This is a genomic window from Enterobacter sp. JMULE2 (assembly GCF_013337145.1).
Lineage (GTDB): Bacteria > Pseudomonadota > Gammaproteobacteria > Enterobacterales > Enterobacteriaceae > Enterobacter > Enterobacter mori.
On the sequence record NZ_SGWD01000014.1, the window covers coordinates 358393 to 372330 of the forward strand.

The window sequence follows — 13938 nt, forward strand, 5'->3', positions numbered from 1 at the left end:
CGGTAGAGATCACTTACTCTTAATATCAAAAATGTCCGTACCCAGGTGGTTATAGTCAACTTTCTGTAACTTGAAGTTGGTAACGTAAACTGGGGGGCCCTTCTTGTTTGAGACAAACGGGTAAGAAATTTTTATCTGCTCTGCAGCAATCCCCGTCCATTGTGAAAAGAAAGCCAGAAAATCATTCGCCGAACGACGCGCTTTGATGATGCGATGCTTTTTGTCGTCACTCGACAGCACCATAAAGGGCACCTGGAAGTTCTGCTGAAATGCATCGTCGTGCGCCAGGTACTGCACCTCTTTACCACGCTCTTTAAACGCCAGCCCGTGATCGGAGAAATAGACCAACGAGAAACTGTCGCCCGTATTGCGCAGCTGGGCATAGAGCTTGCTGAGCAGGTCGTCGGTTTGCGTCATGGTGTAGAGATAACATGATGTCTCTTTGGACTGCACAAACTCTGTGTACTTTCCGTTTGTACGATCGCACGCCTGAGGATGTGAACCCATCAGGTGCAGAACAATCAGCTGTGGCTGGGTGCGCTGAGTGGCAAAGACCTGCGCGGTCATTTTCAGCAATGCTTCATCTTTGGTGTTTTTGTCGGCTTCAAAATCACCGCTTTTCAGGAACTGAACCTCATCGGCACGCTTCGCAATACTGGCGATGGCGGTATCGTATTCGCCAATTTGCCCCTGGTTGGAGAACCACCATGTCTGGAACCCCGCGCGGTTTGCCAGCGTGACAAAGTTATCCTGGTACTGCGGTTTGCCGTCGACCACACGGTTCAGGGTCAGGCCGAGTGATTTCTGCGTCGAGCCGCTGGCCGCGACGTAATCGGTAAACAGGGCACCGTTTACCGAACTGGCAAACGGCGTGTTGTCCCAGTGACCGCCAAAAGCACCGAGCGCATCGCGGCGCGCACTTTCGCCAATCACCACCACGTAGGTATGGTACTTCGGCTTCACGGCCAGCACGTTCCAGGTGTCTTTCATGGTGGAAAGTTCAGCCATACGCGCCTGCTCGTCGAGAACCTCTCTATTATTAACCACGACGTCTTTCACGAAGCGGAAAACCGGATAGCCGATATTGATGAGCCTTAACTTACCGTCCCAGGGAATATTCTGGATTGGTGCGACAAACGCCACGGCAATGCTGAACACCAGACAGAGTATTTCGATCTTACCCCAGGATTTTTTCTCGCCCGACTGACGGCGGATGGCGATAACGCCCAACGCGAAGATAAAGAGCCCGACCACGTAGCTGTACCACGGGAAGATCGTCAGGATCTCCGTCGACTCTTCCATATTGGTCGAGTGCAGCGCCAGCAGGGTATTGAAGTTTGGCGCGCCGTAGGCCTGGCCAAACGGGAAATACATCGCAGCAACCAGCGAACAGACCCCGACCAACGCTTTCTGCACGCGCGGGGCACTCCGCCACAGCACGTGGAGCACGCAGGTAAACGCCACGGCGTAGAGCAGGCTAAACGGGTAGCCAAGCGCAAAGTTAATCAGCAGCGATTGCAGAAAGTAGAATCCCGTCCACGGGCTTAAGGCCCGGCTGCGGGTAACAAGTGTTTCTTTCAGGGTTAAGTTCATAGATCACTATCATGAAAACGCCATGTGCTCACCCTGGCGCCAAGGGTCAAAGCCTGCCTGACAGTGCGTGGAGAGGGAATGAGGGTCCGCTTCAGCGAGCCGCAAATGGTGCAGGGCTGCAAGAAGATAGTGCGAGCGTGAAATAAGGTCAACAGTTGCTAAACAGATGTTTTGCGAGGGAGACTGCAATTCCGTAAAAAAGATCGGGATTAAGGCGGCCAGAGGCCAGTTTACATGGGGTTTGTGACGGAAAAATGAAGCGGCGTACCGCGACGCCGCTTAGTGAGAAGATTTGTCATCCTGCTGCGGTTTGTTGTTAAACATATCGCACAGCATGTTCAACAGCATTAAGCGCACTTTAAAAGGAGAGTGGGTAAACACGTTCATACACCTCTTGAATTCATTCATGTGACCTCCTGATTTCTGATCCCTTCGATCCGTGAAGGGTGACTGCATTACATACAGATATAGCACAGGCTATATTGTATAGCTATGGCTAATTCGTTAAATTTTTGTGCTTGTAGAGCTATGGTTTACAATGTGCGCTCCGTTACAGGACGCTGGAAGCGTCACCCCCATTGAGGAAGCACAATGAACCGTCGCGCAGGTAAGCCAACTACAAAAAAACGACGCAACTGGTGAATGTTGAAGAGCACGTAGAAGGGTTCCGCCAGGTGCGTGAAGCGCATCGCCGGGAGCTGATTGATGACTATGTGGAACTGATCTCCGATTTGATTCGTGAGGTTGGCGAAGCACGTCAGGTCGATATGGCCGCGCGGCTGGGCGTTTCCCAGCCAACGGTAGCCAAAATGTTAAAACGTCTGGCGTCAGTGGGCTTGATCGAGATGATCCCGTGGCGCGGCGTGTTCCTGACGGCAGAAGGCGAAAAGCTGGCGCAGGAGAGCCGCGAGCGTCATCAGATCGTGGAGAACTTTTTACTGGTACTGGGCGTCAGCCCGGAAATTGCCCGCCGGGATGCGGAAGGGATGGAGCACCACGTCAGTGAAGAAACGCTGGTGAAGTTCCGTGAATTTACACTCAAATATGGTTCTTCTGCTGAATGAACATCCCCGGCCTGCAAGCCCTGACGCGTGACCGTTTCTTTCATCTCTTACTGATTATTGGTGCAGGCTTAAGCCTTTTTGTCCCCTTTACCCCTCACGCCTGGCCTGCGGCCATTGACTGGCGCACGATTATTACCCTGAGCGGCTTAATGATGCTCACCAAAGGGGTAGAGCTAAGCGGCTACTTTGATGTTCTGGGACGCAAAATGGTGCGCCGTTTTGCCACCGAGCGCCGGCTGTCTCTGTTCATGGTCTTTTCCGCAGCGGTGCTGTCGACGTTTCTGACCAACGATGTCGCACTGTTTATCATCGTGCCGCTCACGCTCACGCTGCGTAAGCTCTGTGAAATTCCGGTCAGCCGTCTGATTATCTTTGAAGCACTGGCCGTGAACACTGGCTCGCTGTTAACGCCCATCGGGAACCCACAAAATATCCTGCTCTGGGGCCGTTCGGGCCTGTCGTTTGCCGCCTTTACCTGGCAGATGGCCCCGCTGGCGCTGGTGATGATGCTTTCCCTGCTGGCGGTCTGCTGGTTTGCCTTCCCGGATAAAAAACTGCAGTACCACAGCGGGACGACGGGCCCGCAGTGGCAGCCGCGGCTTGTCTGGAGCTGTCTGGCGTTGTATATCGTCTTTTTGGTCGCGCTGGAGATGAAGGTTGAGCTGGCGGGCGTGCTGCTGGTTGCCGCCGGGTTTTTAGTGCTGGCGCGGCGGGTGTTGGTGAGCGTTGACTGGACGCTGCTGCTGGTCTTCATAGCGATGTTTATCGATGTCTATCTGCTCATCCAGCTGCCTGCACTGCAAAACGTGCTTCACGGCGTCAGCGGTCTGTCGCAGCCGGGACTGTGGCTGACGGCGATTGGCCTGTCGCAGTTTATCAGCAACGTGCCGTCGACCATTCTGCTGCTCAACTATGTTCCGCCTGACACCCTTCTGGCCTGGGCGGTAAACATCGGCGGGTTTGGGCTATTGCCCGGTTCCCTTGCCAACCTGATTGCCCTGCGCATGGCCAACGACCGCCGCATCTGGTGGCGCTTCCATTTATGGTCGGTCCCGATGCTGATGTGGGCAGCCGCGATCGGTTTCGGACTATTCCTTCTCATATAGTGCGCTATTTGTCAGTTTATCCTGGCAAATGTATAGCAACGTCCTAGCTTTAGTGAACGGCATAGTGTGATGCCGCTCACTGACAGGACCGTTGCTGACCTATGGCTGAAGATCAAAACCCGCCTGCTGACGAGCAGGAAAACAACAATAATGCGCGCAAGCGCCCGGGCAAAAAACCGTTAATTATCCTCGGCGTTGTCGTGGTGGTAATGGTCGTCGTGGCGCTGGTCTGGTGGTTTTTAACCCGTAACGAAGAGACGACCGACGACGCCTTTACCGACGGTGACGTGGTGACCATTGCCCCCAAAACGGCGGGATACGTCACCGAGCTTCGCGTGCGTGATAACCAGCGCGTGAAGAAAGGGGATCTGCTGGTGGTTATCGATCCTCGCGATACTACGGCCCAGCGCGATCAGGCTCAGGCGCAGCTTGGGCTGGCGCTTGCTCAGCTCCACCAGGCGCAGGCACAGCTGGCGCTCTCGAAGGTGCAATATCCTGCCCAGCGTGACGAAGCCAAAGCGCAGGTGCTAAAAGCGCAGGCCGATATGGCGAACGCCCAGGCGGAGTACCGCCGTCAGCGCGGCGTTGACCCACGTGCGACCACGCAGCAAAGTATCGATTCTGCGAATGCCCAATTGCGCAGTGCGCAGGCCGGACTGGCCAGCGCCCAGGCGCAGCTGGAAGTGGCGGAGCAGGTACAGCTGCAGATTCGTCAGCAGGAAACCAACGTTGAAGCCCGCGAACGTCAGGTCGATCAGGCCAAAGCGCAGCTGGAAAACGCGAACCTGAATCTCTCTTACACCGAAGTCCGCGCCCCGTTCGACGGCTTCGTCACCAAACGCAACGTACAGCCCGGCACGCTGGTGCAGGCGGGTACGGCGCTGTTCTCACTGGTCTCCCCGAACGTGTGGGTGGTGGCGAACTTCAAAGAGTCGCAGCTGGAGCGCATGAAGCCCGGTGACAAGGTCAGCGTCTCCGTGGATGCCTGGCCGGATATGGAACTTGAAGGCCACATTGACAGCATCCAGCAGGGCAGCGGTTCGCGCTTCTCCGCGTTCCCGTCGGAAAACGCCACCGGTAACTTTGTCAAAATCGTCCAGCGCGTGCCGGTGAAAATCGTAATTGATAAGGGGCTGGATCCGAACAGGCCGCTGCCGCTGGGGCTGTCGGTTGAACCGAAGGTGACGGTGGAATGACGGACCACAGCCACGATAGCTGGAAGCCCGCCAGCAACCCGTGGGCGGTGGCAATTGTCGTCACCCTCGCGGTGTTTATGGAAATTCTGGATACCACCATCGTCAACGTGGCGCTGCCGCACGTGGCCGGGTCGCTCTCGGCCAGCTATGACGAATCCACCTGGGTACTGACCAGCTACCTGGTGGCGAACGGCATCGTGCTACCCATCTCTGCCTTCCTCAGTCGCCTGTTTGGGCGCAAGCAATTCTTCTTAATCTGCATCGTGATGTTCACCATCTGCTCGTTTCTGTGCGGCATCGCCACCGAGCTGTGGCAAATCATCCTGTTCCGCGTGATGCAGGGCTTCTTTGGCGGCGGGCTGCAGCCCACGCAGCAGTCGGTGCTGCTCGACTACTTCAAGCCGGAGGACAGGGGCAAGGCCTTTGGTCTGTCGTCCATTGCCATCATCGTTGCGCCGGTGCTTGGCCCGACGCTGGGCGGCTGGATCACCGATAACTACTCCTGGCGCTGGGTGTTCTTTATCAACATTCCGGTGGGGATTGTGACGGTGCTGGCGATCTACCAGCTGCTGGAAGATCCGCCATGGGAGAGCAAGTCAAAAGAGAAGCTGACCGTCGACTGGACGGGGATCGGCCTGATCGCCCTCGGCCTGGGCTGCCTGCAGGTGATGCTCGACCGGGGGGAAGATGACGACTGGTTCTACTCGAACTTTATCCGCACCTTCGCGGTGCTGACGCTCATCGGCATTATCGGCGCAATTTACTGGCTGCTGTATGCCAAAAAACCGGTTGTGGATCTGCACTGCATGAAGGACCGCAACTTCGCCATTTCCAGCATGCTGATGGCAGGGATGGCGATGATCCTGTACGGCAGCTCGGTGGTGATCCCGCAGCTGGCGCAGCAGGACCTGGGCTATACCGCCACCTGGTCAGGGCTGGTGCTGTCGCCCGGCGCGGTGCTGATTGTGTTAACCATCCCGTTGGTGCTGAAGCTGATGCCGGTGGTGCAGACGCGCTGGATCATCGCCTTTGGCTTTACCTGCCTCGCGGTGTCGTTCTTCTGGTCGCGCACGCTGACGCCGGATATCGACTTCGAAACGCTGGTGCTGTTCCGCAGCGCCCAGTCGATAGGGCTGGGGTTCCTGTTTGTGCCGCTGACCACCATTGCCTTTATCTCGATACCGAGGCGGCTCAACGCCGACGCGGCGGCGCTGTTTACCATGTTCCGCAACGTGGCCGGTTCGATTGGGATTTCGCTCTCGACGGCGGCGATAACCGAACGCGCGCAGGCGCACAGCGCCCATCTGGCGTACCACGCTTCGCCGTTTAACGAACAGTTTCAGCTGGCGATTCGCGAAAGCGCCCAGGCGATTCAAAACTTCACCACCCAGGTGGGCGACCCTACGGGAATTGCCACCGGGCGCATGTACCAGACCATGATCGAACAGTCGCGCTTCCTGGCCTACATCGACGTCTTCACCCTCCTGAGCGCGGTGGCCTTTTTACTGATCCCATTTTGTTTGTTGCTCTCGCCGGTTAAGAGCGAGGGGAGTGCAGGAGCACATTGATGATATACAGACGTTTACACCCCCTGATGATAATGATGCTGCTGGTGGGCTGTGCCGTCGGGCCGGACTACCAGCAGCCCGCGCCGCCCGCCGTCACGCACTGGAACGATAAGGGCGACGGTGGGGTGAAATCGCAAACCACCTCCGCCGCGACCAACCCGCGCTGGTGGAAGACCTTCGGTTCGCCGCAGCTCGACAGCCTGGTTGAACGCGCCATCGCGGGAAACCTGACGCTGCAGCAAACGGTGCTGCGCATTGCCGGCGCGCGTGAACAGATTAACCAGGCGGGCGGGGCGTTTTATCCGTCGGTCAACGGTAACCTGCAGGCGACGCGCCAGCAGCTTGGGCTGGAAGGAGAGCTGAAATCCCACGGTGTGTACGACCAGGTGGATAGCATCGATCCCGATCTGAAAGGCGCGCTGGGGCCGCTGACGCAGCCGGTTAACCTCTACCAGGGCAGCTTCGACGCCCAGTGGGAAATCGACCTGTGGGGCAAGGTGCGCCGTCAGGTGGAGGCCGCCGAAGCGCAGCAGAAAGCGGCGATAGAGCAGCGTAACGACGCGCTGGTGTCGCTGGAGGCCGAAGTGGCCCGCGCGTGGCTCCAGCTGCGCGGGGCGCAGAGCATTATCGCCACGCTGAACACCCAGATTGAGAGCGCCCGGCAGACGCTGGATCTGACCGAAAGCCGCCAGCGCGGCGGGCTGTCTCCGCAGATGGATGTGGAAAATGCCCGGGCGCAGCTGGGGAATCTTGAAGCGCAGCTGCCGCAGTACCAGGCGCAGGAGCGGCAGGCGATGAACGGCCTGGCGATCCTGCTCGGCAAGCCGCCGGGCGCGCTGGATGCGGAATTGCAAAGCGTGCAGCCGATGCCTGCCCTGCCGGATATTGTGCAAACCGGCATTCCGTCGACGCTGGCGCGCCGTCGTCCGGACGTGCGCGAAGCGGAGGCGAACCTTCACGCCGCCACGGCGCAAATCGGCGTCTCGGTGGCGGAGCTGTTCCCGAGCTTTACGCTCTCCGGGCAGTTTGGCCTGCGCAACAGCGAAACTAACTGGCTGACCGACTGGAGCAGCCACTTCTACAGCTTCGGCCCGCAGGTCTCCATTCCCATCTTCCAGGGCGGTCGACTGGTCTCCAGCGTGAAGGTGGCGCGCGCGCAGCAGGGGGCGGCGGTGCTGGACTATCGCCAGACGGTGCTGACCGCGCTCGGGGATGTGGAAAATGCGCTGGTGAGCTATCGCACCGACCAGCAGCGTGAAGCGGGTCTCGCGAAGACCATCGACGCGCTGCAAAACGCGTTCGACCTGGCAAGCGACAGTTACCGACAGGGGATTGCCAGCTTTATCGACGTCCTGGACGCCCAGCGTCAGCTTGCGCAGGCCCAGCAGCAGCGCGCACAGGCGCAGGTGCAGAGCGCGCTCGATCTGGTGGCGCTCTACAAAGCTCTGGGCGGCGGCTGGGAGCCGTATCAGCAGGTGCAATTACCGGACTACAACGTCTTTGGCGACGCCCCGCGCGGATAAATTCAGAGGATTGGGCAAGAAACGGACAGGAACGCCACATTCGCGAGGGTTGAGGGGCGGGTATAACTATCGGGTACCCAATCGACATGCGAGGAATCACTTATGCGTTATCAAAAACTGGGCAATACCGGTCTGTTTGTTTCTGAACTGTGCCTCGGCACCATGACCTTCGGCGGTGAAGACGGCATGTGGGGCAAGATTGGCCAGCTTAAGCAGAACGAAGCCGAGCAGCTGGTGGGCCGCGTGCTGGACGCGGGCATCAACTTCATCGATACCGCCGACGTCTATTCGGAAGGGCGCTCGGAGACGATACTCGGGCAGGCGCTGAAAAACCTGAACGTCCCGCGCGAAAATGTGGTGGTGGTGGCCACCAAGGTGTTTGGCGAAACAGGCACCGCTGGGGTGAACTCGCGCGGCAGCTCGCGCTATCACATCATCAGCAGCGTGAAGGAGAGCCTGCGCCGCCTGCAGCTCGATCATATCGATCTCTACCAGCTTCACGGCTTTGACCCCGCAACACCGATTGAAGAGACGCTCTACGCGCTGGATAACCTGGTGCAGCATGGCCACGTGCGCTACATCGGCGTTTCTAACTGGGCGGCGTGGCAGATAGCCAAAGCGTTGGGCATTTCGGCGCGTCTGGGGCTGGCGCGTTTTGCGTCATTGCAGGCGTACTACACCATCGCCGGGCGCGATCTGGAGCGTGAGCTGGTGCCGATGATGCAGAGCGAAGGCGTTGGGCTGATGGTCTGGAGCCCGCTGGCGGGCGGCCTGCTGAGCGGAAAATATGGCCGCGACGGGACGAGCGAAACCGGTGGCCGCCGTCTGGAGTTCGACTTCCCGCCGGTGGATAAAGATCGCGCCTTCGACTGCGTGGACGTGATGCGCACTATCGCCGAAAGCAAGGGTGTCTCCGTCGCGCAAATCGCGCTGGCGTGGCTGCTGCACCAGAAAGCGGTAACCAGCGTGATTATTGGCGCGAAACGCGTCGATCAGCTGGACGACAACATTGCCGCAACAGGGATCCGCTTAAGCGAAGACGAGCTTAAGCAGCTGGATGCGGTGAGCGCGCTGCCGCGCGAGTATCCGGGCTGGATGCTGGAGCGGCAGGGGGAATATCGCCGCAATCAGCTCGCACGGTAATATCCCTTCTTCCCCGGTGGCGCTTCGCTTACCGGGGCTACCTCCCTGGTCATTATTTCAATCCATCTCACAAAAAACGATCCTCCTCTTTGATCGACCTTTCATCTTCGCCTATATGACTAGTCATGAGATTTTAAATGACTAGTCATATAGGGAGTGAACATGAATAATCAGCTGCCAGCCAACTTTTTATGGGGCAACTCGGTATCCAGCATGCAGACGGAAGGGGCCTGGAACGAGGGCGGGAAAGGCATGTCGGTGTACGACATTCGCGAAGCCGGGGAAAACATCTCCGACTGGAAAGTGGCGACCGACTCCTACCATCGCTATCGGGAAGATTTCGATCTGATGCAGGATCTGGGCATGAACTGCTACCGCTTTCAGATCTCGTGGAGCCGCGTCTGCCCGCAGGGCGACGGCGATTTTAACGACGAGGGCATCGCGTTTTACGACCGTTTTATCGACGATCTGATCGCACGCGGCATCGAGCCAATGGTTTGTCTCTACCACTTCGATATGCCGCTGGCGCTGGCGCAGGAGTACAACGGCTTCAATGACCGCCGCGTAATGGACGCCTTTATCCGCTACGGTAAAAAGATGATCGACTGCTATGGCGACCGCGTGAAGTACTGGCTGACCTTCAACGAGCAGAACATCTTCCATATGCCGGAAGCGTTCCGTATTTCCGGCTACATGAAAGGCGAGCAAACCCTGCGCGAGCTGTACGAGCTGCAGCACCATACGATGGTGGCGCACATGGCGCTGACCGAGTATCTGCACCAGACCAAACCGGGCCAGCTGATGGGCGGCATGCTGGCACACCAGCTCATCTACCCGGCCACCTGCAAACCGCGCGATATCTTCTGCGCCCAGCAGTATGACGAATTCCTCAACCAGAACCTGCTGCGCGTTTTCGCCGGGCAGGGCTACAGCCCGGCGGTGATGGCGGTGGTAGAGCAAGAGGGCTTTGGTGATATCTACCGCGCCGAGGATTTAGCGCTGCTGTCGCGCACCAGAAACGACTATATGGCCTTCAGCTACTACGCCAGCAAAACGCTGGACAGTGATGCGATCCCGGAAGGCACGCCGGTGAACTATTACCTGCTGCACGGCGAGAAAAATAACCCGTACCTGAAGGCCACCGAGTGGAACTGGCAGATCGATCCGCTGGGCTTTCGCACCATCATCACCCGCTACGCCAACGACTGGCGGATGCCGGTCTTCCCGATTGAGAACGGCATTGGGGTGATTGAATCCTGGGACGGCGTGAACCCGATTGATGACACCTACCGCATCGACTACCACCGGGCGCATATCGATGCCATGAAGGAGGCGATGTTCGAGGACGGGGCGGAGGTCATTGGCTACCTTGGCTGGGGCTTAATCGACATTCTGAGTTCCCAGGGCGACATGCGTAAGCGCTACGGCGTGGTCTATGTCAACCGGGAAAACCACGACATGAAAGACCTGAAGCGCGTGCCGAAGAAGAGCTATGCGTGGTTAAAACAGGTTATCCATACCAACGGACGCGAGATGTAAGCCGTACGCTGCCGGGCCGTTTTTGTGACTGATTGATGGGAACTATCCGCTATGTCTGAAACAAAAATAACACCGCACATGCAGTCCTTTGTCGATAAATTTGTTGAGTTCTCTGCGCGCCTGGCAAACCAGGTGCACCTGCGCTCCCTGCGCGACGCCTTCGCCACGGTGATGCCGATTTTCATCCTCGCCGGTCTGGCGGTGCTGGTGAACAACGTGGTGTTTCCGTGGATTTTTTACGGTGACACGCTGGCACACTTCAAAGTGTGGGGCGAGGCGATTATCAACGGCACGCTGAACATCGCCGCGCTGCTGCTGGCCCCGATGATTGCCTGGTCGCTGGCGCGCAACAAAGATTTCGACAATCCGGTCTCGGCAGTGGTTATCGCCGTCAGTAGCTTCATCATCATGATGCCGATGCGCCTGCAGATTACGCCCGTCGGCAGCGATGCCGCGGTGAACGTCACCCAGGTGCTGACGTTCGCCAATATTGGCTCAACCGGGATTTTCGCCGGGGTGCTGATCGGGCTGCTTTCAACAGAAGTGTTTATCGCCATCTCGCGGCTAAAAGCGCTGCACATTTCCCTCGGGGAAAACGTGCCGCCGGCGGTGAGCAAATCCTTTACCGCGCTGATCCCGACCATTCTCACGCTTTCGCTGTTCGCAGTGCTGGCGGCCATACTGGCAAACGTGCTGCACACGGACCTGATCCATCTTATTACGACCTTTATCCAGCAGCCCCTGCGGCTGATCAACACCAGCCTGCCGGGGACGATTTTCATCTACAGCTTTGGTAACTTTCTGTTCACGCTGGGTATTCACCAGTCGGTGGTGAACAGCGTGGTGCTGGAGCCGTTCCTGCTGATTAACACTAACGAGAACATGCTGGCCTTCGCCAACGGTCAGCCCATCCCGCATATCATCAATAACATCTTTGTGCCGACGTTCGGCATGGTGGGCGGCACGGGCAGCACGATATCGCTGCTGATCGCCATCTTTATCTTCTCCCGACAAAAATCGGCGAAGCAGGTGGCGCGTCTGTCGCTGGCGCCCGGCTTATTCAACATCAACGAGCCGGTGATCTTCGGCCTGCCGATTGTCTTTAACCTGCCGCTGATGATCCCGTTTGTGCTGCTGCCCGCCATCGGCATCTATTTCGCCTGGCTCTGTACTACGCTGGGGCTAATGTCGCGCTGCGTGGTGATGATCCCGTGGACCACGCCGCCGATTCTGAGCGCCTGGCTGGCGACGGCGGGGGACTGGCGGGCGGTGGTGGTGCAGTTGGCAATCATTGTATTTGGTGTATTCTTCTACCTGCCTTTCCTCAAGATTGCCGAGCGAGTGGCGTTGAAAAACAGCGGGATAGAAAACTAACAGAAAGGAAGGACGATGGCGGCGAAGTACATCACCATAGCGCGAGAAATTAAGAAACGCATTATCAGCCAGCAGTACGCCGCCAATGAACCGCTGCCGGACCAGTTTGCGCTGGCGGCGGAGTTCAGCACCAGCCGAATGACCATTCAGCAAGCCATGCGCCAGCTGATTGTCGAAGGGCTGGTCTACACCCGTCAGGGGCAGGGAACGTTCATCCGTAAAAATTTCCTCCAGCTCTCGCAGTGGGATCTCTCCGGCAGCGACTACTTTGGCGCTACCAAAACCTGGGAGCATCTTGGAACGGTGACCAGCCAGGTGGTGCATTTCGAACTGCGCTTCCCGAACGAGAAAGAGCAGGCGTCGCTGATGATTAACGCCGATGCGCCGATCTATGACTTTATTCGTCTGCGTTTGCTGAACGGCGAGCCGATGTCGCTGGATTCCACGGTGATGCCGCTGAATCTGGTGCCCGGCCTGAACAAAAGCCATCTTGAAAGCTCGGTGTTCCGTTACGTGCAGGAGACGCTGGGGCTGAAAATAATGGGCTCGTATCGCGTCGTGCGCGCGTTGAAGCCAAATGCGCTGGATATGCAGCACTTAATCTGTGAACAGACGGACCCGGTGCTGGAGGTGGAGCAGGTGATCTATCTTGAAGATGGCACGCCGCTGGAGTACGCACACTGTCACTATCGCTACGATCACGGCGGGATTGTGATCGTGAACAACGGATAAAAAAAGCGGGCAACGAGGCCCGCTTTTTTATTCGCTTTGTTATCAGTTCAGACGCACTGGCATACCAGAACGGTTCTGGATCGCTTGGTCAACCACGGTCGTTTCCACGTCAGCCTGAGAGGTCACGGACTGCACCGCGCTGGTCAGGTTGATTGGCACGATTTCGTTGTTGTTGATCTGATCTTCGCTGGTGGACAGCGGGTTGTGCACTTCGATGTAACGGCTGCCGTCTGGCTCAGAGGTCGCTTTCACCGGTTCGTTGATGAACTGCACGCGGGTACCGACCGGCACGTTTTCGAACAGGAACTTAATGTCGTCATTACGCAGACGCACGCAGCCGTGGCTGACGCGCAGGCCGATACCGAAGTTGGCGTTAGTACCGTGGATAGCGTACAGACGGCCAATGTACAGCGCGTACAGCCCCATTGGGTTATCCGGGCCTGCTGGCACAACGGCTGGCAGCGGTTCGCCCGCAGCAATGTATTCCGCGTGCATTTTCGCGGTTGGGGTCCAGGTTGGGCCCGCTTTCTTACGCTCAACTTTGGTGGTCCAGTTCAGCGGGGTATCTTTACCCAGCTGGCCGATACCGATTGGCAGCACGATAACGGTGTTAGTGCCTTTCGGGTAGTAATACAGACGCATTTCGGCGCTGTTGATTACGATACCTTCATGAACAGTATCCGGCAGGATCAGCTGCTGAGGGATGTTCAGCACGGTACCTGCTTTTGGCAGATACGGGTCAACGCCCGGGTTTGCTTCGAGCATGTTAGACAGACCGAGCTGGTATTCAGCGGCAAAATATTCCAGCGGCTGAGCGTTGCCTTCCGGCACAATCACCACCTGGTTTTGCCCAACCAGACGGCTACCGTCTGTCGGCAGGGGATACGTCACCGCAGAAGCGGTCTTGCAAAAACCTACTACGGCTAACGCTGCCGCAAAAAGCGTTGTCAATTTCATGTTCATGTTGTGCGAGGTATCTAAGCCATTCAGGCGATGAGTTGATAAGTCTGAATCTGTGATGGGAGCGCATTATATGTGCATTCCCGCTAACAGGGAATTCAGATGTGTACGAAATCACATTTTTTTCGATTTTGTTAAAG

11 protein-coding genes and 1 pseudogene are annotated in these 13938 nt (G+C 57.5%); 9 read left to right on the forward strand and 3 right to left on the reverse strand.

Annotated features, from left to right (window positions below; translation table 11 throughout):
* Positions 1-9 precede the first annotated feature (9 nt).
* Both EXW94_RS17055 and mntS read right to left on the reverse strand, forming a co-directional pair.
* Positions 10-1593, reverse strand: a complete 1584-nt coding sequence (locus tag EXW94_RS17055) for a phosphoethanolamine transferase (RefSeq protein ID WP_174340599.1) — start codon at positions 1591-1593, stop codon at positions 10-12.
* Positions 1594-1872: 279 nt separating this feature from the next.
* Complete coding sequence (gene mntS, locus EXW94_RS17060; RefSeq protein ID WP_042718971.1) at positions 1873-2001, reverse strand: manganase accumulation protein MntS; 129 nt, start codon at positions 1999-2001, stop codon at positions 1873-1875.
* 183 nt (positions 2002-2184) lie between these two features.
* Between mntS and mntR the strand changes: the two are divergent.
* The 9 genes and pseudogenes from mntR to EXW94_RS17105 all read left to right on the forward strand — a co-directional run bounded on the left by mntR (position 2185) and on the right by EXW94_RS17105 (position 12838).
* Positions 2185-2657: pseudogene (gene mntR, locus EXW94_RS17065) on the forward strand (manganese-binding transcriptional regulator MntR).
* Positions 2654-3763 (forward strand): anion transporter, encoded by a 1110-nt coding sequence (locus EXW94_RS17070; RefSeq protein WP_174340600.1) that lies wholly within the window; start codon positions 2654-2656, stop codon positions 3761-3763. The pseudogene mntR and the gene EXW94_RS17070 overlap by 4 nt, the downstream one beginning before the upstream one ends.
* 101 nt (positions 3764-3864) lie before the next feature.
* Positions 3865-4959, forward strand: a complete 1095-nt coding sequence (locus tag EXW94_RS17075) for an HlyD family secretion protein (RefSeq protein ID WP_010428945.1) — start codon at positions 3865-3867, stop codon at positions 4957-4959.
* Complete coding sequence (locus EXW94_RS17080) at positions 4956-6527, forward strand: DHA2 family efflux MFS transporter permease subunit (protein WP_174340601.1); 1572 nt, start codon at positions 4956-4958, stop codon at positions 6525-6527. Before EXW94_RS17075 ends, EXW94_RS17080 begins: the two co-directional genes overlap by 4 nt.
* Positions 6527-8050, forward strand: a complete 1524-nt coding sequence (locus EXW94_RS17085; protein WP_174340602.1) for an efflux transporter outer membrane subunit — start codon at positions 6527-6529, stop codon at positions 8048-8050. The genes EXW94_RS17080 and EXW94_RS17085 overlap by 1 nt, the downstream gene beginning before the upstream one ends.
* 102 nt (positions 8051-8152) lie before the next feature.
* The gene (locus EXW94_RS17090) at positions 8153-9193 is read left to right on the forward strand and encodes an aldo/keto reductase (protein ID WP_174340603.1); all 1041 of its coding nucleotides are present in this window, start codon (positions 8153-8155) and stop codon (positions 9191-9193) included.
* Between the two features lie 162 nt (positions 9194-9355).
* The gene (locus EXW94_RS17095; protein WP_174340604.1) at positions 9356-10732 is read left to right on the forward strand and encodes a glycoside hydrolase family 1 protein; all 1377 of its coding nucleotides are present in this window, start codon (positions 9356-9358) and stop codon (positions 10730-10732) included.
* Positions 10733-10783: 51 nt separating this feature from the next.
* On the forward strand, positions 10784-12106 hold the full coding sequence (locus EXW94_RS17100; RefSeq protein ID WP_174340605.1) for a PTS sugar transporter subunit IIC: 1323 nt from the start codon (positions 10784-10786) through the stop codon (positions 12104-12106).
* 15 nt (positions 12107-12121) lie between these two features.
* Positions 12122-12838, forward strand: a complete 717-nt coding sequence (locus EXW94_RS17105; RefSeq protein ID WP_010428962.1) for a GntR family transcriptional regulator — start codon at positions 12122-12124, stop codon at positions 12836-12838.
* 42 nt (positions 12839-12880) lie between these two features.
* Here EXW94_RS17105 and ldtB read toward each other — a convergent pair whose 3' ends face one another.
* The gene (gene ldtB / locus EXW94_RS17110; protein WP_010428965.1) at positions 12881-13801 is read right to left on the reverse strand and encodes a L,D-transpeptidase; all 921 of its coding nucleotides are present in this window, start codon (positions 13799-13801) and stop codon (positions 12881-12883) included.
* Positions 13802-13938: the final 137 nt, after the last annotated feature.